Raw genomic sequence first — 22,260 nt, 5'->3', positions numbered from 1 at the left:
GCCAATTTGACAGACAAAGGTCACGTCAAATTGGCGACACGCTACCAACCTAAGCTGATTTATTTTTTAATTTCGGCCAAAGTTAAGCAAAAATGCTTTTTCACAGCATCAGCGGGTGATGATACGCCTCCAGAGGTGGAATAGGTCATGGCGACCAGTAAACATTTCCCTTTCTGATAACTCCCTTATTTTTCCCTAATAAATCGCTATTTATTTTCCAATAGCGAGATAACCCTTTGCCGATCAATGGCCGGTTTGCGTTGTTGCAGCTCTTTAGCGACCTCTAATGGCGTCCTGCCATTTTTATCTTTGACATCCTTACTTGCCCCATGTTGAAGCAAAAACTCAATACGCTCTGGATCGTTGTAATAGACCGCTGACTGCAGTGGTGTAGTAGCCTCTTCTGGCTTGTAACCGTAATAATTTTTGCTATCTACAGATAATCCTTTGGATAGAAGATACTCAGCGATCTTATATTTATCACCACTATCTCCATTGAGAACAGGATCTAGCCCGCCCCCACTAGCAAGTGTGCCAATATCCTCTTTCGTGCCCCGAAATCGAACGAGATATGACGTGCAGAGTGGCTGAGGATATGCCCAAAATATATTACTTTCCGATACGCTACATGTGGTCAGGGTTTCTATATCCATACGCCAAAGACCATAAGCCCAGAGACAGAAAGCCGTTATCACTGCAGTAATAGAAAGCCACAGTACCTTTTTCATTAGCACCAGACCTCATTGCTTACTGCACGGGTAGGGTTATTTACAGCAAGAACAGCACCATATTGTCTATTCGCTTCATCAAGCTTTGAAACTTCATTAAAAAATACAGAACGAAATTTAACTGAAATTGCTGCCCGCACACTTTCATATATTTTTACATTGATCAAATCATGGGCTTTTGCATGTTTGAACCAATGTTTTGCTGCCTTTTTGGTGAAAGACTTAATTATTTTCATTGGCCCGTTTGCAGGGCTTGAAGAAACTCGATAAAGAATATCGATGAACCCCATCGAGTAACTTGAGTCGATGGCTTGTACAAGCAGCCCCTGAGTAAAGCCTCTTGTGTGATCTGTAATGGTCAAACTGTCAACAAACTGCGCATCAGCGGGGAAAAAGAACTTTAAAACCGCTTTGGTTTCCTCCGCATCCAGATAAAGCTCATCCGCTTTAAAACTACGTAACATCACATAATCAGACATAGTATGTTTCCTTACATTAGAGTATTTATCCCTGAGACTACCTCCTTCAAAGAGCGGGTCACTATAGTAACTCCCCTATCGATGATCAACGACCCTCTGCTCACTTCCTGTTCAAATATTGGTGGCCCCAGCATACGACTGTCGCTGGGCATTTTCTGCTCAGACCAGTATCATAGCGCCCCTTTGCTTTCGCACTGCTGTAACGCCCCTCTGACATACTGCTGGCATCCCGACGCCCAGCATCACGGCACGCGACAACCTGATCCTGTTGGCCCGACCAACACCATTGATTTTAAACGAGGCATCAAACCTTGATCTCTACCGCCAATATCACCATGCAGTTTGGTGCCAAACCGCTGTTTGAAAACATTTCCGTCAAATTCGGCGAAGGCAACCGCTATGGCCTGATCGGCGCCAACGGCTGCGGCAAGTCGACGTTCATGAAGATTCTGGGCGGTGATCTGGAGCCCAGCGCCGGTAACGTCGCCTATGAGCCCAATATCCGTGTTGCCAAACTGAAGCAGGATCAGTTCGCCTACGAAGACTTCACCGTGATCGATACCGTGATCATGGGCCACGCTGAGCTGTGGGCAGTCAAACAGGAGCGTGACCGTATCTACTCGCTGCCGGAAATGAGCGAAGAAGACGGCATGAAGGTCGCCGATCTGGAAGCCCAGTTTGCCGAGCTGGATGGCTACACCGCCGAATCCCGTGCCGGTGAGCTGCTGCTGGGTCTGGATATTCCGCTGGAACAGCACTTCGGCCCCATGAGCGCCGTTGCGCCGGGCTGGAAGCTGCGTGTGCTGCTGGCTCAGGTGCTGTTTGCCGCACCCGACATCATGCTGCTCGACGAGCCGACCAACAACCTCGACATCAACGCCATTCGCTGGCTGGAAGGGGTGCTGAGCGAGCGCAACTGCACCATGATTATCATTTCCCACGATCGTCACTTCCTTAACAGCATCTGCTCGCACATGGCGGATCTGGACTACGGCGAACTGCGCATCTACCCCGGCAACTACGACGAGTACATGACCGCGGCCACTCAGGCGCGTGAGCGTCTGCTGTCTGACAACGCCAAGAAGAAAGCCCAGATCGCCGAGCTGCAATCCTTCGTCAGCCGTTTCTCGGCTAACGCCTCCAAGGCCAAGCAGGCCACCTCACGCGCTAAGCAGATCGACAAGATCCAGCTGGCCGAGGTCAAGGCTTCCAGCCGTCAGAGCCCGTTCATCCGCTTTGATCAGGACAAGAAGCTGTACCGTCTGGCTCTGGAAGTGGAACAGCTGGGTCAGGGCTACAGCGACAACCTGCTGTTCAGCAAGGTCAACCTCAGCATCGAGGTGGGCGAAAAAGTGGCCATCATCGGTCAGAACGGTATTGGTAAATCCACCCTGATCAATACTCTGGCGGGCATGATGGAGCCGAAAGCCGGTATGGTGAAATGGGCAGAAAACGCCAAGATTGGTTTCTTCGCCCAGAACCACAGCGCCGACTTCGCGGATGACGAAACCCTTTACGACTGGATGGCACAGTGGAAAAACCCCAATGAAGACGAGCAGTATGTGCGCTCGATTCTGGGCCGCATGCTGTTCTCTCAGCACGATATCGCCAAGAAGGTGAAGGTGCTGTCAGGGGGTGAGAAAGGCCGCATGCTGTACGGCAAGCTGATCATGCAGCGCCCCAACGTACTGCTGATGGACGAGCCGACCAACCACATGGATATGGAAAGCATCGAGGCACTCAACCTGGCGCTGGAAAACTATCCCGGCACCCTGATCTTCGTCAGCCACGACCGTCAGTTCGTCTCTTCTCTGGCCACCCGCATTCTGGAAATCACTGATAAGGGTATCAATGACTTCCACGGTACTTATGACGAGTACCTGCGCAGTCAGGGCGTAGAAGGCGTCTAAGCCAGCACCCTGTTGCCTGGCGGCAGCCTGAAACCGAAAAGCCGGAGTGCGTAATGCCTCCGGCTTTTTCATGACCTCTATTTAGCGCCCCGATGCTTGCCGCTCAGCCGGGCAGTAAACAGGCTAGATGCGCTCCTGCAATGCCGTGATCAGCGCTTCGCGCCGCTGCAGGGTCTCGACACCCTGATCCCCCAGAATATGCGCCACCTCCGCCAGCAGCCCTTCGGCCAGCAGCATAAAGCTGCACATGGAGTTGCTGTAGAACAGGCTGTGTGTGGGCACCTGAAACACATGCGGGGTCAGACGTGCCAGCGGGGAGCTGGCCGAGTCGGTCAGGGCAATCAGGGGAATACCCTGACTGCGGGCCACTTCGGCGGTTTTCAGCACGGCACTGGAGTAGGGGAAGCAACTGACCACGACCAGCACATCGTCTTCATTCAGAGGGGCCAGCCCCTGCGCCACCCCCTGCTGTGCCGGATCGAGCAGCGCCACTTCATCACGAATCAGCCCCAGACCATAGGACATAAACAGCGCAATGGAGGCCAGCTGACGCACCCCGTGCACTCTGACCTTGCGCGCGCTGACCAGTAAGCGGGTACTGGCTTCCAGCTGAGTAGCGTCAATACTGCCGACCAGCGTGGCCAGATTGGCACTTTCCTGCCGGGCCAGACGGGTGAACTGACTCAGCCCATCCGCTTCACTGCCGCCCAGCTGCAGACGACTGGCCTGCTCGCTGTAGAAATGGCTGCCCTCGGTCAGCTCACGACGGAACACCGCCTGCAGATCATTAAAGCCGCTGTAGCCCAGACGCTGCGCCAGACGTGACAAGGTGGAGGCATTGACCCCCAGTTCCGTCGCCAGCTGGCTGATCGTCGACACTGCAGCCCGCTGTGGCTGCTCCACCATGGCCGTCAGCACCCGTCGGGCCTGCGCCCCCAGCCGTAACGCCACCTGACCCTGAGTGATCTGCTCCAGCAACTGACGCAGGGCAGGCAGCGTGGTAGGGGCAACAAGCTCGGCAACATCAGCCATAACGGGATCCTGTAAAGGTGAGTGAAGCACGTAGCAGGCGACGAGCGCATGGCGTTGAGCTGAGCTAAACGCGGGCCTGCAGCGCGATTGTAGGGAGGGAAGGGAAAGGGTGTAAACCCATCACGTCGGCATCGCGTCGTGATGGGCTGTTAGCGTAGCGACTGACAGTAGTGAACTGATCAGTAGTTAACTGACAAGTAGTGAATGGTCATTACCGGGCGGTCGTATTCGATCCGCCCGGCACACGCCTGACGGTCAGGATGCCTCAGCGCGCAGCCCGGCGTTACGGCCGCGACTGCCTGCCTGACGCCGTGGCCATTGCATACCGATCACCAGCAGCAACAGAGCCAGTGCAGGCAGCCACATCCATTCCTTGGCCCAGCGCTCAACCGGTGCTTTGACGCTGACGATCTGCTGATCGAAGTCAAAGCCCAGATCCGCTGCGACACTGCCCATATCGACCATGTCGACCGTGACCTTGTCGCCGTCCTGCAGCAACTCCAGACCCAGCGTCTGCAGACGGGTCTTACCGGGTTTGGCATCCACTACCGGCACCAGCACCACCTTGCTGACATGCTTGCCAAAGGCATTCATGCCCTCAATACGCACGCGCAGATCACTGTCTTTATCTGACTGCTCGTAGCTCTGGGCGAACTGGCTGGGGGCAATCTCCTGATAGGGGTCATGCAGCATGTCCATCCAGAAACCGGGACGGAACAGGCTGAACGCTACCAGCAACAGCAGCAGGCTCTCATACCAGCGGCTGCGTGCCATGAACCAGCCCTGAGTGGCGGCAGCAAAGATCAGCATCGCCACGGTAGAGACGATAAAGATCAGCACGCCGTGCCAGAAGGTCACGTCGATCAGCAGCAGATCGGTGTTGAAGATGAACAGGAACGGCAGAGCCGCCGTACGCAGACTGTAGAGGAACGCCTGCACGCCGGTACGCATCGGATCATCACCGGAAATGGCCGCCGCGGCAAAGGACGCCAGCCCCACTGGCGGCGTCACGTCAGCCATGATGCCGAAGTAGAACACGAACAGATGCACCGCGATCAGCGGCACCACCAGACCACTCTGCTGGCCCAGCTCAACGATGACCGGTGCCAGCAGGGCCGAGACCACGATGTAGTTGGCCGTGGTGGGCAGGCCCATGCCCAGAATCAGACTCAGGACGGCAGTCAGCACCAGCATCAGCAGCAGGTTGCCCATGGACAGGTATTCGACCAGATCGGCCAGCACCAGACCAACGCCGGTCTGCGACACGGCACCGACGACGATACCGGCGGTGGCGGTCGCGATACCGATGCCAATCATGTTGCGGGCACCGGCCACCAGACCTTCCCACACATCGTTGACGCCATGCATGACGTCCGCCTTCAGCTCGCTGCGGCCACGCATCATGGCAATCAGCGGGCGCTGGGTCAGCATGATGCAGATCAGGAAGACGGTAGCCCAGAAGGCGGACAGACCGGGTGACAGACGCTCAACCATCAGGCACCATACCAGCACCACCACCGGCAGCAGATAGTGCAGGCCAACCATCACGGTCGGACGGGTTTGCGGCAGTTTGACCACAGGTTGATTGGGGTCATCCATTTCCAGCTCAGGGTAGCCCGAGCCCAGCTTCAGCAGGCCCAGATACACCACCGCCAGCAGGACGCTGATCACCCAGGGCGCCGCCTCTCCCAGTGCAGGCTTCATCCAGCCCAGACCGTAATAGACCACACCAGAGGCAACAATCAGCATCACGATGCCGGTGACGAAGCCAAACAGCTTGCGCAGCAGCGGACGTTGCGGATTGCTGCTGGGCAGACCGGTCATACCGGCTTTCAGCGCTTCCAGATGAACGATATAGAGCAGGGCGATGTAGGAAATGATGGCCGGCAGGAAGGCATGACGAATGACTTCAACATAGGGAATACCGACGTATTCCACCATCAGGAAGGCTGCAGCACCCATCACCGGGGGCATGATCTGGCCGTTGACCGAGGCGGCTACTTCTACTGCACCGGCCTGTGATGCGCTAAAGCCGACACGCTTCATCAGCGGGATGGTGAAGGTGCCTGTGGTGACCACGTTGGCAATGGAGGAGCCGGAAATCAGCCCGGTCAGACCGGAAGACACCACCGCCGCCTTGGCGGGGCCACCACGCAGATGGCCCAGCATGGAGAAGGCCACCTTGATGAAGTAGTTACCGGCACCGGCGCTTTCCAGCAGAGCGCCGAACAACACAAACAGGAACACAAAGCTGGTGGAAACCCCCAGAGCAATACCGAAAACGCCCTGTGTGGTCAGCCACTGATGGTTGATCAGCGCATCCAGACTGACACCACGGTGCGCCAGCATGCCGGGCATGTACTTGCCCGCCAGGGAATAGACGATGAAGACCAGCGCCACAATCATCAGCGGTGGGCCGAGGGTGCGGCGGGTGGCTTCCAGCAACAGCAGCATACCGGCCACACCCACCAGCACGTCCTGCAGAATCGGCTGACCGGGACGACCCGCCAGCTGCTCATAGAACATGTAGATATACAGCCCGGCCAGCATGGCAACGATAGCCAGCAGCCAGTCCAGGGCAGGAATACGGTCACGGGGTGAGGTTTTGAACGCCGGGTAGGCGAGGAAGGTCAGCAACAGGGCGAAGGCCAGGTGAATCGAGCGTGCCTCGGTGGCGCTGAACACGCCAAAACCGAACACATAGGGCAGGGGCGAGGCCAGCCACAGCTGGAACAACGACCACAGAGCAGCAATCCCCAGCAGCAGGGGTTTGGCCATTCCCGCGGGGGAACGGGCGCCGGTGTCGTTGGAGGCAACCATGTCCTCCAGTACGTCTTTGGCGTCTTGATGAGCGACGGGTGAGGTCATAGGCAGAGTCCGAACAAGCAGGAACGCAAGAAACGACAAGGGCAGCCTTGCAGGCTGCCCGTTTTACGCTGGTGGCTGACGGCCGGTCTGCCAGAACATGTTTACGATTGCGCGAGCCAGAGCCAAACAGGGTGAAAAGAGCGGGGGAAGCGGTGTTCAGGTGTCCTGAATTCGCATTCCGAAGGTCTTTTCAGCGCCCTGTGGCCGACGCGCAGCAGATCGTGAACGGTCTGGCAGACTGACAGCATGTATTACAGCCAGCCACGCTCCTTGTAATAACGCGCAGCACCGGGGTGCAGAGGAACGGACAGACCCTGGCTGACCATGTCTTTCTCGTTCAGGTTAGCGAACGCAGGGTGCAGACGCTTGAAGCGGCTGAAGTTTTCAAAGATCGATTTCACGGTCTGGTAAACCACTTCTTCGTCTTCAGCATCGGTGGTCATGACGGTGGCGCGCACACCGAAAGTGTTCACGTCCTGATCGTTACCGCGGTACAGACCACCGGGGATAACGGCTTTGGCGTAGTAGGGGAACTTGGCAACCAGCGCATCGATTTCAGCGCCTTCCACCGGAATCAGTTTGGCTTCGGTGGTGGTAGTGGCTTCCTGAATGGAACCGTTGGGGTGACCAACCACATACACCATGGCGTCGATGTTGTTGTCGCTCAGGGCAGAAGACTGCTCGTTGGCATCCAGCTCAGAAGCCAGAGAGAACGACTCCTTGGTCCAGCCTTCAGCGCCCATCACGGCTTCCATGGTGGCACGCTGGCCAGAACCGGGGTTACCGATGTTGACGCGCTTGCCTTTCAGGTCAGCCAGGGTGTTGATGCCAGAATCAGCACGGGCAACCACGGTCAGCGGCTCGGCATGCATGGAGAACAGGGCACGCAGGTGCTCATCGGCGCCCTGATCGGCAAATTTGCCAGTGCCATGGTAGGCGTTGTACTGCACGTCAGACTGTACGACGCCCATGTCCAGCGACTTGCCTTTCAGGCCATTCACGTTGGCAACGGAACCACCGGTAGAAGGGGCATTACAGTGAATGCCGTGGTTGGTGGTGCCCTGATTGAGCATACGGCAGATGGACTGGCCAACAACGTAGTAGACGCCAGTCTGGCCGCCGGTACCGATGTTGATGAAGTGCTCTTCGGCACGCGCCTGAGTGCTGACCAGGGCGCTTCCCAGCAGGGAGGCGGTCAGGGCAATCGCGGTGGAAATCGGGTGCTTCATTGTTATTCCTCTTCGAGCTGATAGTGACAGGAAAGCCGCCAAGGGAGACTCCTGTCGGAGCGCCTGAGTGGCCAATTCCTTTTTTCAGTTCCTGCCGGTCCGAATAAACCGGCCAGCACAGTACCAATGATCTTCTGGTTTGCATAGGGCAAAACCATTAGAAAAACTGCTTTATTGACTTCGATTTGAAGTATTTCACTGCTTTTATCAGGGACAACAAAAATGCATTTATTTTTTGCTTTTAATTTATTTGCATTTATTTTTTGCACAAAATCATTTTAAAATCCAGCAGGGATTTGCACTTCGTTTTGCCATGGCACCCGGCGATCTGGCCAGACACCACGTCATTACTGGTTTCAGTTCATATCTGTAAGACGCAAATATTTTTGCCATTAATATTTGCCACGACAGTGACTGAAACCACACGACGACGGTCAGACCGACCTCAGAACGTCTTCACGATCTCAGTGCCAGCCTTTCCCTACATGCCCAACAACACAGGTCAGCGCCATGAGTCATGTTTTTCATCGTCATCTGCAGCACACCTATCCCGTCGCCGTCCGTGGCGACGGCGCCTACATCATCGACCAGCAGGGCAAGCGTTATCTGGATGCCAGTGGCGGTGCGGCAGTGTCCTGCCTCGGTCACAGTGATGCGGCGGTGATTGCCGCCGTGCAGCAGCAGGTCAGCCAGCTGGCCTACGCCCATACCTCGTTTTTCACCACCGAGCCGATGGAACAACTGGCGGACTTCCTGATTGAGCGCGCGCCGGCCGGTATGGAGTCGGTGTATTTCGTATCGGGGGGTTCGGAAGCGGTGGAAGCCGCACTGAAACTGGCGCGGCAGTACTTTGTCGAGATCGGCCAGCCACAGCGTCGTCACCTGATCGCCCGGCGCCAGAGCTATCACGGCAACACCCTGGGAGCACTGGCGACCGGTGGCAATGCCTGGCGCCGGCAGCAGTTCGAGCCGATCCTGATGAATGTCAGCCATGTCAGCCCCTGCTATGCCTACCGCGAACAGCAGCCCGGAGAAAGCGAGGGGGATTTTGTCGCCCGTCTGGTGCGCGAGCTGGAAGACGAGATTCTGCGTCTGGGAGCGGATCAGGTCATGGCCTTCGTCGCAGAGCCGGTGGTCGGTGCCACGCTCGGCGCAGTCACAGCGCTGCCCGGTTACTTCCAAGGCATCCGCGAGGTATGTGACCGGTATGGCGTGCTGCTGATTCTGGATGAGGTAATGTGCGGTATGGGGCGCACCGGCAGCCTGTTTGCCGCCGAGCAGGAAGGTATCAGTGCCGACCTGATCACCATTGCCAAGGGGCTGGGCGCCGGTTATCAGCCGATTGGTGCCACGCTGGTCAGCAAGCAGATTTATCAGGCCATTGCCAGTGGCAGCGGCTTCTTCCAGCACGGCCACACCTATATTGGCCACGCCACCGCCTGCGCGACGGCACTGGCGGTGCAGCACCAGATCGAGCAGCGCAACCTGCTGCCACAGGTGCGCCAGCTGGGCAACAGCCTGATGGCACGGCTGCGTCAGCGTTTTGCCGAGCACCCCTTTATCGGTGATATTCGCGGCCGTGGCCTGTTTCAGGGGCTGGAAATCGTGCAGGACCGCAGCAGCAAGGCAGCCTTTGACCCCAGCCTGAAAGTCAATGCCAGACTGAAGAAAGCCGCGATGGCCAACGGCCTGATGTGCTACCCCATGGGCGGCACCGTGGATGGCCGGACAGGCGACCATATTCTGCTGGCACCGCCCTTTATCCTGCAGGACAGCCAGCTGGATGAGCTGGTCGACAAACTGGCACTGGCCTGTGATCAGGTTTTCGCCGAACTGCCTCGTTAACAGGCTGTTGAAAAACGTTATCGAGGCAGCCGAGACAAGGAAAGAACAGGCGAAAAAGCGGAGTTTAGTGAACTAAATGAGCATTTTGAGCCTGTTTTTGACGCGGTATTCGGCAACGCAGATAGATTTTCAACGACCTGTTAAGCGACTGGAGAACAGACCCCATGAGCATGCAATCCCGTCTTACCCCAATTGCCGATGAGCAGCTGAGCCCGGCCCAGCAGCAGGTGCTGCAGGATATTCTGTCCGGCCCCCGTGGCAATCTGGATGGTCCGTTCCTGGCCTGGATTCACAGCCCCGGACTGGCCCAGCCCGCCCAGCAGCTGGGCGCGTTCTGTCGTTACCATACCCGGCTGTCGACCCGCCTGTCGGAGCTGGCCATCCTGCTGACGGCCAGCCGCTGGCAGTCACAGGCCGAATGGCTGATCCATGAGCCCATTGCCCTCAAGGCCGGTCTCTCTGCCGAGGTGGTGGACGCCCTGCGGCAGGGCCAGCCCCCCGTGTTCAGCGACCCGGAAGAAGCGCTGATCTATGCCATTGGCCAGCAACTGTACGATACCCGTCGGGTCAGTGACGCCCTGTATCAGCAGGGCGTGGCGACCTTCGGCGAGCCCGCGCTGGTAGAACTGGTCGGCATCTTTGGCTACTACGCTCTGGTCGCCATGACCCTCAATGTGTTTGCCATGCGCCCGCAGGGTGAGCACAGCCTGCCTTTCCCTGAGGCGGTTAGCTCCTAGTCTTGCAGGAGCTGCAGGCTCAGCGATAGCAAGTACTTACCATTTCATCTCGCCGGTATTGACCCTGGCACCGATGGCCAGACCGTCATCCACCGGCAACTGGGGGTAGTTCTGCTTCAGCTGTTCGATCAGCTGGGCTGAGCCGGTGCTCTGTTTGAGCAGCTGCTCATAATGCAGCACGTAGTCACGGGTGAACTCGACAGCGCGGCTGCCTTCAGGCTCCGCGCCGAGGAAATGACCGGGGATGACCCGCTGCGGCTTTAACGCCAGCATGCCATCCAGCGCCTCCACCCAGGCCTGCCGCACCGCGGGGGTCTGGCTGTCAGCCATCCATACATGCTGCCCGGCGGTGACCAGCACCCCACCCAGTACCGTCCTGATCGATGGCGCCCACAGGTAGGCATTGGCGGTATTGATCTCCTTCACTTCCAGCACTTCCCCATCCACCGTCAGGGTGGTGGCCTTCAGCACCTCAGGCACGGTCAGGCGGGTCGGTGCCTGCGCGCCGAGGATCGGCCCCCAGTAGCCCAGTTTGGCATCTTTGGTTTGCTCGATATGTTCCACCACCCGCTGACTGGCCACCACTTTCACACCGGGAAAGGCCTCGACCAGCGGTTGCAGACCAAAGTAATAGTCCGGATCGCCACCGCTGATATAGATCAGCTTCAGCTGCTTGCCACTGGCCCTGATCATCTGCACCAGCGCCTCGCCGTCGGCCACGCCGAACTGGGCATCCACCAGAATGGCTTCATGTTCACCACTGACCAGCTCCGAACTGACCGGGAAGATGCCCTTGTCAGCGGGATTGTAAACCTGCACCTGCAAGGGGGCGGCCGTCGCTGCGGAGGCCAGTAATACGCCACTCAGCGCGACAGCAGGAAGGAAACACCGGGACACGGACGGCTGCATAACAGAACTCCAACAGGTAGGTAAGATCGATGTGCGCCAGTCTATTGATCATCTGATCGAGCAAATACCGCATAACTTTGACTAAACTTGCTCGATTACAGAGCAAATCGGATATCAGAAACCTATGGACCGACTGACCGCACTGCAGGTCTTTGTCGCCGTGGTGGAGCAGGGCAGCCTCACCGCCGGCGCCGAGCGCATGGATATGTCACGCGCCATGGCCTCGCGCTATCTGGCCGAGCTGGAAAGCTGGATGGGCTCCCGCCTGCTGCAACGCACGACCCGACGCCAGAGCCTGACCGATGCCGGGGAGCAGGCGTTGCAACGGGCACGGGATATGCTGGCACTGGAGCAGGAACTGGGTGACATCGGCGCCCGTCAGGATCAGGCACCGAAAGGGCTGCTGCGCATTACCTGCAGCTATTCACTGGCCACTGCGCTGCTGTGCGATGCCGCCAGCGACTATCTGGCACGCTGGCCCGGCACCGCCATCGACATTCTGCAGCTGGACAAGACCGTCAATCTGGTGGAAGAGCGGATCGATCTGGCACTGCGCATCACCAATGAGCTGGACCCCAATCTGATAGCGCGACGTCTGGGCACCTGTCACTCGGTGATCTGCGCCAGCCCCGCCTATCTGCAACAGCATCCGCTGCCGCAACGGGTGGAGGATCTGGCCAGTCACAACTGCCTGACCCACAGCTACGTCGGCAAGAGCCTGTGGCAGTTTGCCAGCGAGCAGGGGCCCGCCAGCGTGGCGGTCAGTGGTAATCTCAGCGCCAACGATGCCAACCTGCTGCTGCAGGCTACCCTCAAGGGCAAGGGCATCAGCCTGCAGCCACTGTATTCGGTGCAGGCTCTGCTGGCGGCAGGGCAACTGGTTCGCCTGCTGCCACAGTGGGCACCGATGACCATGAGCATCTATGGGGTGTACAGCCATCGCCGGCAGATGACGCCGCTGCTACGCAGTTTTCTCGACTTCCTGCTGGCGCGCATGGCGGCACAGCCTCTGTGGCAGTAAACAGGTTCAGGAAGGCTCACGGGCAGAAATTGGTGTGATGGGTGGCAACATCAGACCAATTAACCCCACACAGTGCATAAGAAAGTTCTAAACTGAGGCCAGCTTGCCTCTGCCATTCTGGCAACCACGGATTGATCGTCATGCCCACACAACTGCCGGACCTATTTGCCAGTACCCTGGAACAACTCAGTGACGCCGTCATGGTCACCGATGGTCATAGAGTGCTGCTGTTCAATACCGCTGCGGAGCGCTTCTGGGACTGCCCGCGCCAGACCGCGCTGGCCCAGCCACTGGCCGCCTTATGGCCGGCCGACCTGCCCGCGATTCATGAGCTGAGCGCCGCACCGCAGGACATCAACCTGACCGTGGCCGGTATCGTGCGACGCGGGCGCCTCCGTGTCAGCCGGGCCGAGCAGCAGGGCCAGACCATTTTCACCGTCTTTATCAGCGCCCTCGACAGCCACCTGCGTCAGACGGCCAGCGCTTCGGGTTACGGCAACGCCGAACACCTGCAGCTGCTGTCGATGGTCACCGACCGTACCGACAATGCCATCATCATCACTGATGGCCGCTGGCGCACCCTGTACATTAACGACGGTTTCAGCCAGATGTTCGGCTACAGCAGCAAGCAGATGCTCGGAGCTATTCCCACCTCCATCATTGCGCCCTATGCCGAGCAGGAGCAGGTCGACGCCCTGCATGATCAGCTGGCCAGAGGCCAGCCCTTCCACGCCGAAGAGCTGATCTATACCCGCGATGGCAAACGCATCTGGTGCAGCGTCACCACCAATCCGGTACTGGATGAACAGGGTCAGCTGCTCAACACCCTGACCGTGCTGACCGACATCACCCAGTCGAAGATGCATGAGCTGCTGCAGAACCGTGTGCTGTCGGCCATGGTGCGCGAGGAGCCGCTGGAAACGGTGATGAATACCGTCTGCCGGGAAGTGGAGCATCTGGCACCGGAAGTCACGGCGTCCATCCTCCGGGTCGATGAACAGGGGCGACTGCATCCGCTGGCAGGCCCCAGCCTGCCCGCGGAATACAACAAAGCGCTGGAAGGGGTGGCCATCGGCGAGGGTGTCGGCTCCTGCGGCACCGCGGCCTTTATCGGCGAGCCGGTGATCGTCACCGATATTGCCAGCCATCCGTACTGGGCACCCTACAAACAGCTGGCACTGCCCCACGGCCTGAAAGCCTGCTGGTCGACGCCAATTCGCTCCAGCAGCGGCCGTATCCTTGGCACCTTTGCCTTCTATTACCGCGAATGTCGCGGCCCCAATCCGCTGCATCAGCGGATGGTAGAGGTCAGCACCCACCTCTGCGCACTGGCGCTGGAGCGCGAGGAAGCCCGCGCCCATATCCGTCAGCTGGCGTTCTACGACAGCCTGACCAAACTGCCCAATCGCAGCCTGCTGCACGCCCGTGCCGATCAGGCACTGGCCGCCGCCGAGCGCCATCGCGACAACATTGCCGTGCTGTTTATCGATCTGGACCGCTTCAAGCAGGTCAATGACTCCCTTGGCCATCCTGCCGGCGACGAGCTGCTGCGGGTGATTGCCCAGCGCCTGACGGAGAATCTGCGCCATGTCGACATCGTCGGCCGCCTGTCAGGTGATGAGTTTGTCATGGTCTTGCCACGCTACAGCAGTCAGGCACTGGCAGAGGTGGTGGAGCAGCTGAAAGGCCGCATCAGCCAGCCGTTCAGCATCGGCAGCACCACGCTGATCCCCTCGGCCAGCATTGGCATCAGCCTGTTCCCCAATGATGGCCATGATATGGAAAGCCTGATCCATCGTGCCGACATGGCCATGTATCAGGCCAAGAGCATGGGCCGTGGCCACGTCAGCTATTTCAGCCACGAACTGAACGAGCAGGCGCAGCAGCGTATGGCGCTGGAAAATGCCCTGCGCGATGCCCTCGACAATGGTGGCTTGCAACTGCATTACCAGCCCCAGATCAATCTGGCCGATGGCAGCCTGTATGGCGTTGAGGCGCTGGCACGCTGGCAGCACCCCGAGTTGGGCAGCATTCCCCCCACCCGCTTTATTCCGCTGGCGGAAGAGTGCGGCCTGATCGGCCAGCTCGGCCACTGGGCGGTACAGGAGGCCTGCCGGCAGCTGGCTGCCTGGCGCCGGCAGGGCCTGCAGGTACCGGCGGTGTCGGTCAACCTGTCGCCGTCGGACTTCCATAATCTGGAGCTGCCGCAGCAAATTGCCCACACCCTCCAGCACCACCAGCTGCAACCCCAGGACCTGACGCTGGAAATTACCGAAAGCGTCCTGATGGATACCCACCCGAGCACCCTGACCACCCTTGATGCCATTCATTCGCAAGGAGTCAATCTGGCCATGGATGACTTCGGTACCGGCTATTCCAGTCTCAGTTACCTGCGCCGACTGCCCATTCATGAGCTGAAGCTTGATCGCAGCTTTGTCAGTGACCTGGAAAGTGACGCTACTGCCCGCGCCCTCAGTGAGGCCGTCATGCGTATCGGCGAGAGCCTGCGCCTGATCGTGGTGGCAGAAGGGATCGAGGAAGAAGGCCAGCAGCAGATTCTGCGTCAGCAGGGCTATCAGGTCGGGCAGGGTTATCTGTTCTCACGCCCGGTGCCTGCGGCAGAACTGCAGCAATGGCTACAGCAGTGGCGGGCAGCCGCTGCCCGTCATGGCTGAAAACCGGCTGGCAGCTCAGACCCACTGAGCTACCCTTGTCAGGCATAAGCTGTATTCGCCCGGAACGTGTTCACGCTGAGAGCATGGTCACGTTCCGGGCCCTTGCCTGACACTCCGGAGGAACACCTCATGCGTGAGCTGGTAATACTGCTGCCCGGTATAGGCCGTGCTGCCAAATACCAACAACGGGACAGTTTCTGCGATGGCCTGTGCATGGCCTCCGAACAGGTGCTGCTTAACCGTATAGATGATCCGCAGTTACCGCAGGATCTGTGTCGCCTGAGTGGCCAGCGTGATGGCCAGCCACTGACGCTGGATGTGGTCGAGGCCTACTGGAACGACATGGTACCCAGCCTGTCCCAGCAACCGCTGTCCACCCGCATTCAACGTGGCCTGTCGCTGTTTCTCTACTGGGGCCTGTCGCCGGTCTGGCAGGGCTGGTGGCAACGCAAATATCTCACCCTGTCGATCCTGCTGTCCGGGCTGATGCTGGTGTTCTGGTATTACAGCACGCTGGCGCTGTTCGCTCAGGCACTGGTCAATAGCAGCGACAGCAGCACGGCCCTGCTCGGTCACTGGCTGGACGGTATCCTCAGCACCATGGGCAGCTGGAAGCTCTGGGCGCTGGTGACCCTGCTGATGGGCGTGCTGCCGGTGACTTCCGTGGTGGACGCCATGGACTTCAGCAAACGCTATACGGCCGAAGAAGCAGCAGGGCCAGACACCCCGGCGTTAAGGCTGCAGATCGTTCGCCGGGTCAGGGAGCAAATACGCAGTTATCTGGCCCTGGCGGACAGTGTGGCCGACAGTGATGGCCAGCTGCGCCCTTATCAGCGTATCACCCTGGTGGCCCACAGCTTTGGCACCGTCATTGCGATTGATGTACTGGCCGATCTGCCACTCAGCGTGAGCCCCGGCATCAGACTGTTTACCCTTGGCTCGCCACTGGAGTTACTGCACAAGCGGGTACCCTGGCTGCTGGAGGAACAGAGCAAATGCATGCAGCGCAACGATCTGCTGCAGTGGCTGGACATCACCTCACCGGCTGACTGGCTGGCTACCGGAGCCGATGTGGACAGGCTGGATGATCGCCGCATCGAGCAGCTGAGCATTCGTGCCAGCGGCACCCTCACCGATCGCCTTGCAGCCCGCATTCACTCACGTTACTTCGACAACCAGCAGGTCTGTCAGCGCCTGCTGGCCGGGCAGACGGCCCCCGCTAGCGTAGCGCCTGCGGCCAAGCCGCGTCGGGCAGAGAGCAGCGGCTGACAGAAGGCTTCTTCCCCATCAGCGGAAATGGCATCATAGGCGCCCTATGCTTACTCCCCTATCTGTTGCAGGTCCTGTCGCCATGACCGCGTCCACGGCTCCCAATGCCTCCCGTCTGCCCATCGGTGTGTTTGATTCCGGGGTCGGCGGTCTGTCGGTGCTGCGTGAAATCCGCGCCCAGCTGCCCCATGAAGATTTGCTCTATGTCGGTGATTCCGGCCATGCGCCTTATGGCGACAAGAGTCAGGCCGCCGTCACCGCCCGCAGCATGGCGGTGTGTGAGTTTCTGCTGACGCAGGGGGTGAAGGCCATTGTCGTCGCCTGCAATACCGCCACCGGTGCCGCCGCCAGTGCGCTGCGCGAGCGCTTCAGTATTCCCATTATTGCCATGGAACCGGCGGTCAAACCGGCCGCTACCCAGACCCGTTCCGGGGTGGTCGGGGTGCTGGCCACCAGTCGTACCGTCGTCAGTGACAACTTCAACCGTCTGGTCGCGCGTTTCAGCAGTGCCGCCACCATTCTGGTCCAACCCTGTCCGGGGCTGGTGGAGCGGGTCGAAAACGGTGAGCTGGACAGCGCCGAGCTGCAGCAGATGGTGGACGATTACGTCCAGCCGCTGTGCCAGCAGGGGGCGGACACCATCGTGCTGGGCTGCACTCACTATCCGTTTCTGGTCTCCCTGATTCAGGCCAGCGCCGGCCAGCAGGTCAGGATCATTGATCCGGCACCGGCGGTGGTGCGGGAGTTGCAGCGCCGTCTGGCCGAACAGCATCTGCTCAGCAACAACACGGCACGGGGTCAGGTCGCCTTCTGGACCTCAGGGTCCATACAGCAGGCACGCTTTATCATTCCGCAGCTGTGGCAGGATGGCGGGGCGCCGGATATCCGTCACTGGTCGTCCTGACCACCTGCTGACGCGCTGTCAGGGAACAGGCTGATCACCTTGAAATGGCCTGCCCGGACCATCATCAAACTGTCACAGACTGGCCTATACCATGCCCGCAACGCCCGGCCTGCCACCTCTGGCAGCGTACCAGCCCTGCGGCGGCGGGCTTTTACTGACTATCAAGAAGGCACATTTTGCAGGAAGGCACATCTTGAGCACTTCACAGGGACAGCGCGACGCAGCGAGTGCGAGCGCCGACGATACCGAGAACAGCCGTACTCCGTTCTATCTGCAACTGCGTGACCGCATTGCCGCGCAGATTGCCACCGGCCAGCTCAGCGCCCACAGCCGCCTGCCATCGGAACGTACCCTGTCCGAGCAATACCAGACCACCCGTGTCACCGCCCGTCTGGCGCTGGGCCAGCTGGAAGCCGAGGGCAAGCTGTACCGCTCCAATCGCCGCGGCTGGTTTGTCTCCCCCGAACGCATCATCTACGACCCCAGCCTCGACGTCAGCTTCACCGACTATGTCACCAAGCAGGGCGGCGTACCGCGCACCGAGACACTGCAGTCCACCAGCCTGACCGTACCCGCCTGGCTGGCGCAGAAAAGCGGGCTGGAAGAGGGCAGCGAGATCTACCATATCCAGCGCCGCCGCTATATCGATGGCCGTGCCATTCTGACCGAGAACATCTATGTCAATCCGGCCGTCTGTCCGGGCCTGCTGCGTTTCGATTTCAACCAGTCCCTGTGGAAACTGATGCGCCATGAGTACAGCGTGTCACTGTCCGACAAGCATGTGACCATGTATCCCACCGCCCTGACCGAACCTCAGGCCGGGATTCTCGGTGTCACACCCGGTACCGCCGGACTGTATGTCAACCGTATCAGCCGCAACAGCGAAGGGGTGTTTATCGAGTTTGATGAGGAGTTCTGGCTGCATGATGCGTTGTGCATCAGTGTCCACGCCAAAGGGTAGGCCGCTACCGGCGCGAGCCTGAACAGATTCTCAACGTCTTCCCATGCTCGCCATGCAAAATAAAAGAGCCCGTCGGTGAAAGCCGACGGGCTCTTGGTTTTGTACAGCAGGGATGTGGCTTAACGGTTACCTTCCACCGCATTCTTGAAGCTTTCCAGCCCGGCGTGGCGCACATCCTTGCCCTTGACCAGAAACACCAGATACTGCGCGATGTTGTGAGCATGGTCACCGATACGCTCCAGCGAACGCAGCACCCACAGCATGTGCAGCACACTAGAAATGGAACGCGGGTCTTCCATCATGTAGGTCACCAGCGCGCGGGTGGCCGACTTGTATTCCTGATCCACCAGCCGGTCTTCCTTGGCCACGTCATAAGCAGTGGCCAGATCGTAACGGGCAAAGGCGGTCAGGATCTTGCGCACCATGTCGAGCACATGGTTGCCGATCATGCGTACTTCCACATAGCCACGGGGTGACTGGCCATCTTCGGCCAGCTTGAGCGTGAGTTTGGCGATACGCTTGGCCTCATCGCCCATCCGCTCCAGATCACTGGAGAACTTATAGGCGGTCACCACCATTCGCAGATCAGAGGCGGTGGGCTGGCGGCGGGCAATGATGCGGGTACATTCCTGGTCAATCTCCACATCCATGGTATTGACCTGCTTTTCATTCTGGCGCACCACACGGGCCAGTTCGGTATCCCCTTCCACCAGTGCGGTGAGGGCGTCCTGAATCTGCTTCTCGATCAATCCGCCCATCGCCAGCAGCCGGCCGCGGATCGCTTCCAGATCCGCATTGAACTGTTGCGAAATATGGTCGGAGTGCATGTCCTGCAATTGCATGGTCTCCCCCTGAGGTTGCCGGGTAGTAGGGCTTCGTCGTTAACCGATCATCGCAATGCCTGACAGCCTTCTGCTTACGGTCATTACGTTGTTTTTATTGTGATTTTTTCACCGTTGCGCCATCAGGAACGGCAGTTCCCTTAGGTGGCGCAAAAAGCATACCGGTTCTGTGAAATGGACCCGTTTATGTATGTAAAGTTTCCTGCTGCCGCTGCATGAGGACAGCACGCAGCAAATCGTGCGGATAGCCTTAGCCATAACGGCCAGTAATATAATCCTCGGTTTTCTTCTGTCGTGGGTTGGTAAACAGCGTATCGGTGGTGTCGTACTCCACCAGATCGCCCATATACAGAAAGGCAGTATAGTCCGATACCCGCGCCGCCTGCTGCATGTTGTGGGTGACGATGACGATGGTGAAGCGATCCTTCAGCTCATGGATCAGCTCTTCGATCTTCAGGGTCGAGATGGGATCAAGGGCAGAAGCCGGTTCATCGAGCAGCAGTACCTCAGGGCGCACCGCAATGGTGCGGGCAATCACCAGACGCTGCTGCTGACCGCCGGACAGGCCCAGCGCCGACTCATGCAGCCGGTCATGCACTTCATCCCACAGGGCGGCCGAGCGCAGCGCCCATTCCACCGTATCGTCGATCAGACGTTTCTTGTTGATGCCCTGAATACGCAGGCCGTAGGCGACGTTTTCATAGATGGTCTTGGGGAAGGGGTTGGGCTTCTGGAACACCATGCCGACCCGCCGCCGCAGCTCCGCCACTTCGACGCCCCTCTCGTAGATATTGGCCTCATCCAGCAGAATGCGACCCTCAATACGGCAGCCTTCCACCAGATCATTCATCCGGTTGAAACAGCGCAGCAGGGTCGACTTGCCGCAGCCGGACGGGCCGATAAAGGCCGTCACCCGGTGCTTGGGGATGGTCATATTGATGCCATGCAGCGCTTCCTTGTCACCGTAAAACAGTTTCAGCTGTTCTACCTGCAGCGCCACCTTTTCATGGCTCAGATCAAGATAGGCAGCACTGTTGATATCGGTGCGGATCGGAATAGCCTGGGCTTCATTTCTCATCAACGGTTCTCCTGATCACCGCCACGCCCGGCAGTGACACCACAATCTTCAGATTTCCAGCGCCCGGTATTTTTCCCGCAGATGATTGCGGATCGACACGGCAGCAAAGTTGAGCAGGGCGATTACGATCACCAGCAGCAGCGCCGTGGCATACACCAGCGGACGGGCAGCTTCGACATTGGGGCTCTGGAAGCCCACGTCGTAGATATGGAAACCCAGATGCATAAATTTCTGATCCAGATGGACATAGGGAAAATTGCCGTCCACCGGCAGGCTCGGCGCCAGTTTGACCACCCCGACCAGCATCAGCGGTGCCACTTCGCCCGCCGCACGGGCTACGGCCAGAATCACCCCGGTCATCATTGCCGGGCTGGCCATGGGCAGCACCACCCGCCACAGGGTTTCCCACTTGGTCGCGCCCAGTGCCAGACTGCCTTCGCGCACCGAGCGCGGAATCCGGCTCAGGCCTTCTTCCGTCGCGACAATCACCACCGGCAGCGTCAACAGTGCCAGCGTCAGTGAGGCCCACAGCAAACCGGGGGTACCAAAGGTGGGGGAAGGCAGCGCAGCACGGAAGAACAGCTGATCGATGCTGCCCCCCAGGAAATAGACGAAAAAGCCCAGACCAAACACGCCGTAAACGATGGAAGGCACCCCGGCGAGGTTATTGACGGCAATACGCAGAATACGGGTCAGCAGCCCCTGACGGGCATATTCCCGCATGTACACCGCGGCAATCACACCGCAGGGGGTGACGAACAGGGTCATCAGAATCACCATCATCACCGTGCCGAAGATGGCCGGGTAGATGCCGCCTTCGGTATTGGCCTCACGCGGCTCGGCACTGAGGAATTCCCACAGCTTGCTGGCATAGAAACTGATTTTCTGCCCCAGATGCATGGCATTGGGGCGATAGGCGCGGACGATCTTGTCCAGTGCGATGTTCAGCTGTTTACCGTTGGCGGCTTCCACCACCAGGGTATCGCGATTGGCCTGCTGATAAAGTCGGGTCAGCTTGTCCTGCAGCTGCTGATAGGCGCGCTGGGCCTGATCGCGCTCCACATCTATCTCAGCCAGTGCCGCCGGTGAGGCTTCACCCTGCAGTTGCAGGCTGCGCTGCTGCAGACGCAGGCGCTCGATCTGGGCATTGATGGCACCGATCTCGACCTTTTCGATCTGCACAATCTCATGATGAATGGCCAGCGACCGCTCGATATGCTGCTGCAACAGCTGCCAGCTCTGCTCATTCTGCGGGTTGCTGTCAGTGCCGGTGAAACTGGCCACAGGCTTGTCGCCCTCCAGCAGCTGCCGCGGCACACCATAGAAATTGCCCCATTCACGACGCTCCAGCGTCATCAGCAGCGAGGGATAGCGCACCTGCTGCAGATGATCACTGATCACCCAGCGGAAATCGCCACCGAACAGGTCGCGGTTGCCAGTCTTCAGCAGGGTCCGGGAAACTTCACTCTTGTCGGTATTGAGCGGCACACCGGCATCACGCAGGCGTGCAGCGGGCACCAGCTCGGTGCTGACCGGCTCACCGATCAGGCTTTCCAGCTGCCCGGCCTCATTGAGGTAATCCGCCTGCATCACCGCCGCGGGCCAGAAATGGCCAAGACCACGTACTGCGATCACCCCCAGCAGGCCCAGCACCATGATCAGGCTGATGGCCACTGCACCGGCATTGATCCACACCCAGGGGGCGCCGGATTGAGACCATTGTTTCCAGGAGATACGCATCGACCGCTTTGCTTCCTTCCGCTGCTCGCAGGG

The 22,260-nt window shown here is 58.9% G+C and carries 18 protein-coding genes; 8 read left to right on the top strand and 10 right to left on the bottom strand.

All coding sequences use genetic code 11. From position 1 onward, the window contains the following. Positions 1-206: 206 nt before the first annotated feature. Together WH50_RS19335 and WH50_RS19330 are read right to left on the bottom strand one after the other, a co-directional pair. Positions 207-728: an ankyrin repeat domain-containing protein gene (locus tag WH50_RS19335; RefSeq protein ID WP_110188929.1), complete on the bottom strand. Its 522-nt coding sequence runs from the start codon at positions 726-728 to the stop codon at positions 207-209. Further along, positions 728-1,207, bottom strand: coding sequence for a hypothetical protein (locus WH50_RS19330; protein WP_110188928.1), 480 nt, complete (start codon positions 1,205-1,207; stop codon positions 728-730). Before WH50_RS19330 ends, WH50_RS19335 begins: the two co-directional genes overlap by 1 nt. Before the next feature lie 311 nt (positions 1,208-1,518). Here WH50_RS19330 and WH50_RS19325 point away from each other — a divergent pair, with 311 nt between their 5' ends. Further along, positions 1,519-3,117, top strand: a complete 1,599-nt coding sequence (locus tag WH50_RS19325) for an ABC-F family ATPase (protein ID WP_110188927.1) — start codon at positions 1,519-1,521, stop codon at positions 3,115-3,117. Between the two features lie 123 nt (positions 3,118-3,240). On the opposite strand, the gene WH50_RS19320 is transcribed toward WH50_RS19325, so the two are convergent. From WH50_RS19320 to WH50_RS26160, 4 genes are all read right to left on the bottom strand, one after another. Further along, a complete protein-coding gene (locus tag WH50_RS19320) occupies positions 3,241-4,149 on the bottom strand; it encodes a MurR/RpiR family transcriptional regulator (protein ID WP_110188926.1) in 909 nt (302 codons plus the stop codon). Positions 4,150-4,404: 255 nt separating this feature from the next. Then, the gene (locus WH50_RS19315) at positions 4,405-7,017 is read right to left on the bottom strand and encodes a TRAP transporter permease (protein WP_104152874.1); all 2,613 of its coding nucleotides are present in this window, start codon (positions 7,015-7,017) and stop codon (positions 4,405-4,407) included. Between the two features lie 251 nt (positions 7,018-7,268). Continuing rightward, the gene (locus WH50_RS19310) at positions 7,269-8,246 is read right to left on the bottom strand and encodes a TAXI family TRAP transporter solute-binding subunit (protein WP_110188925.1); all 978 of its coding nucleotides are present in this window, start codon (positions 8,244-8,246) and stop codon (positions 7,269-7,271) included. 2 nt (positions 8,247-8,248) lie between these two features. Continuing rightward, positions 8,249-8,515 (bottom strand): hypothetical protein, encoded by a 267-nt coding sequence (locus WH50_RS26160; protein WP_133251374.1) that lies wholly within the window; start codon positions 8,513-8,515, stop codon positions 8,249-8,251. Between the two features lie 241 nt (positions 8,516-8,756). Here WH50_RS26160 and WH50_RS19305 point away from each other — a divergent pair, with 241 nt between their 5' ends. Together WH50_RS19305 and WH50_RS19300 are read left to right on the top strand one after the other, a co-directional pair. Further along, positions 8,757-10,091, top strand: a complete 1,335-nt coding sequence (locus WH50_RS19305) for an aspartate aminotransferase family protein (protein WP_110188924.1) — start codon at positions 8,757-8,759, stop codon at positions 10,089-10,091. Between the two features lie 164 nt (positions 10,092-10,255). Continuing rightward, complete coding sequence (locus WH50_RS19300; protein WP_104152877.1) at positions 10,256-10,828, top strand: carboxymuconolactone decarboxylase family protein; 573 nt, start codon at positions 10,256-10,258, stop codon at positions 10,826-10,828. A gap of 36 nt (positions 10,829-10,864) precedes the next feature. On the opposite strand, the gene WH50_RS19295 is transcribed toward WH50_RS19300, so the two are convergent. Beyond that, complete coding sequence (locus WH50_RS19295) at positions 10,865-11,737, bottom strand: Vmh family MBL fold metallo-hydrolase (RefSeq protein WP_110188923.1); 873 nt, start codon at positions 11,735-11,737, stop codon at positions 10,865-10,867. A 124-nt stretch (positions 11,738-11,861) separates the two neighbouring features. Between WH50_RS19295 and WH50_RS19290 the strand changes: the two genes are divergently transcribed. From WH50_RS19290 to WH50_RS19270, 5 genes are all read left to right on the top strand, one after another. Then, positions 11,862-12,758, top strand: coding sequence for a LysR family transcriptional regulator (locus WH50_RS19290; protein WP_104152879.1), 897 nt, complete (start codon positions 11,862-11,864; stop codon positions 12,756-12,758). A gap of 140 nt (positions 12,759-12,898) precedes the next feature. Next, on the top strand, positions 12,899-15,433 hold the full coding sequence (locus WH50_RS19285; protein WP_110188922.1) for a bifunctional diguanylate cyclase/phosphodiesterase: 2,535 nt from the start codon (positions 12,899-12,901) through the stop codon (positions 15,431-15,433). A 129-nt stretch (positions 15,434-15,562) separates the two neighbouring features. Further along, positions 15,563-16,702, top strand: coding sequence for a hypothetical protein (locus WH50_RS19280; protein WP_110188921.1), 1,140 nt, complete (start codon positions 15,563-15,565; stop codon positions 16,700-16,702). 82 nt (positions 16,703-16,784) lie between these two features. After that, positions 16,785-17,606: a glutamate racemase gene (murI, locus tag WH50_RS19275; RefSeq protein WP_110188920.1), complete on the top strand. Its 822-nt coding sequence runs from the start codon at positions 16,785-16,787 to the stop codon at positions 17,604-17,606. 193 nt (positions 17,607-17,799) lie between these two features. Further along, on the top strand, positions 17,800-18,567 hold the full coding sequence (locus WH50_RS19270) for a UTRA domain-containing protein (RefSeq protein WP_243410182.1): 768 nt from the start codon (positions 17,800-17,802) through the stop codon (positions 18,565-18,567). A gap of 119 nt (positions 18,568-18,686) precedes the next feature. On the opposite strand, the gene phoU is transcribed toward WH50_RS19270, so the two are convergent. From phoU to pstA, 3 genes are all read right to left on the bottom strand, one after another. Then, positions 18,687-19,409, bottom strand: coding sequence for a phosphate signaling complex protein PhoU (gene phoU / locus WH50_RS19265; RefSeq protein ID WP_104152883.1), 723 nt, complete (start codon positions 19,407-19,409; stop codon positions 18,687-18,689). A 250-nt stretch (positions 19,410-19,659) separates the two neighbouring features. Beyond that, positions 19,660-20,487: a phosphate ABC transporter ATP-binding protein PstB gene (pstB, locus tag WH50_RS19260; protein ID WP_104152884.1), complete on the bottom strand. Its 828-nt coding sequence runs from the start codon at positions 20,485-20,487 to the stop codon at positions 19,660-19,662. Positions 20,488-20,535: 48 nt separating this feature from the next. After that, a complete protein-coding gene (pstA, locus tag WH50_RS19255) occupies positions 20,536-22,227 on the bottom strand; it encodes a phosphate ABC transporter permease PstA (protein WP_110188919.1) in 1,692 nt (563 codons plus the stop codon). Between the last annotated feature and the right edge of the window lie 33 nt (positions 22,228-22,260).

Origin of the sequence: Pokkaliibacter plantistimulans (assembly GCF_003194385.1) — a bacterium.
In the GTDB taxonomy this organism is placed as follows: Bacteria; Pseudomonadota; Gammaproteobacteria; order Pseudomonadales; family Balneatricaceae; genus Pokkaliibacter; species Pokkaliibacter plantistimulans.
Note: the sequence above shows the minus strand (reverse complement) of the source record. Positions and strands in the feature narration are given on the sequence as shown.

Coding starts and splice junctions, on each gene's coding strand:
- WH50_RS19335 (WP_110188929.1), bottom strand. CDS start 728: ATGAAAAAGGTACTGTGGCTTTCTATTACTGCAGTGATAACGGCTTTC.
- WH50_RS19330 (WP_110188928.1), bottom strand. CDS start 1,207: ATGTCTGATTATGTGATGTTACGTAGTTTTAAAGCGGATGAGCTTTAT.
- WH50_RS19320 (WP_110188926.1), bottom strand. CDS start 4,149: ATGGCTGATGTTGCCGAGCTTGTTGCCCCTACCACGCTGCCTGCCCTG.
- WH50_RS19315 (WP_104152874.1), bottom strand. CDS start 7,017: ATGACCTCACCCGTCGCTCATCAAGACGCCAAAGACGTACTGGAGGAC.
- WH50_RS19310 (WP_110188925.1), bottom strand. CDS start 8,246: ATGAAGCACCCGATTTCCACCGCGATTGCCCTGACCGCCTCCCTGCTG.
- WH50_RS19305 (WP_110188924.1), top strand. CDS start 8,757: ATGAGTCATGTTTTTCATCGTCATCTGCAGCACACCTATCCCGTCGCC.
- WH50_RS19300 (WP_104152877.1), top strand. CDS start 10,256: ATGAGCATGCAATCCCGTCTTACCCCAATTGCCGATGAGCAGCTGAGC.
- WH50_RS19295 (WP_110188923.1), bottom strand. CDS start 11,737: ATGCAGCCGTCCGTGTCCCGGTGTTTCCTTCCTGCTGTCGCGCTGAGT.
- WH50_RS19290 (WP_104152879.1), top strand. CDS start 11,862: ATGGACCGACTGACCGCACTGCAGGTCTTTGTCGCCGTGGTGGAGCAG.
- WH50_RS19285 (WP_110188922.1), top strand. CDS start 12,899: ATGCCCACACAACTGCCGGACCTATTTGCCAGTACCCTGGAACAACTC.
- WH50_RS19280 (WP_110188921.1), top strand. CDS start 15,563: ATGCGTGAGCTGGTAATACTGCTGCCCGGTATAGGCCGTGCTGCCAAA.
- murI (WP_110188920.1), top strand. CDS start 16,785: ATGACCGCGTCCACGGCTCCCAATGCCTCCCGTCTGCCCATCGGTGTG.
- phoU (WP_104152883.1), bottom strand. CDS start 19,409: ATGCAATTGCAGGACATGCACTCCGACCATATTTCGCAACAGTTCAAT.
- pstB (WP_104152884.1), bottom strand. CDS start 20,487: ATGAGAAATGAAGCCCAGGCTATTCCGATCCGCACCGATATCAACAGT.
- pstA (WP_110188919.1), bottom strand. CDS start 22,227: ATGCGTATCTCCTGGAAACAATGGTCTCAATCCGGCGCCCCCTGGGTG.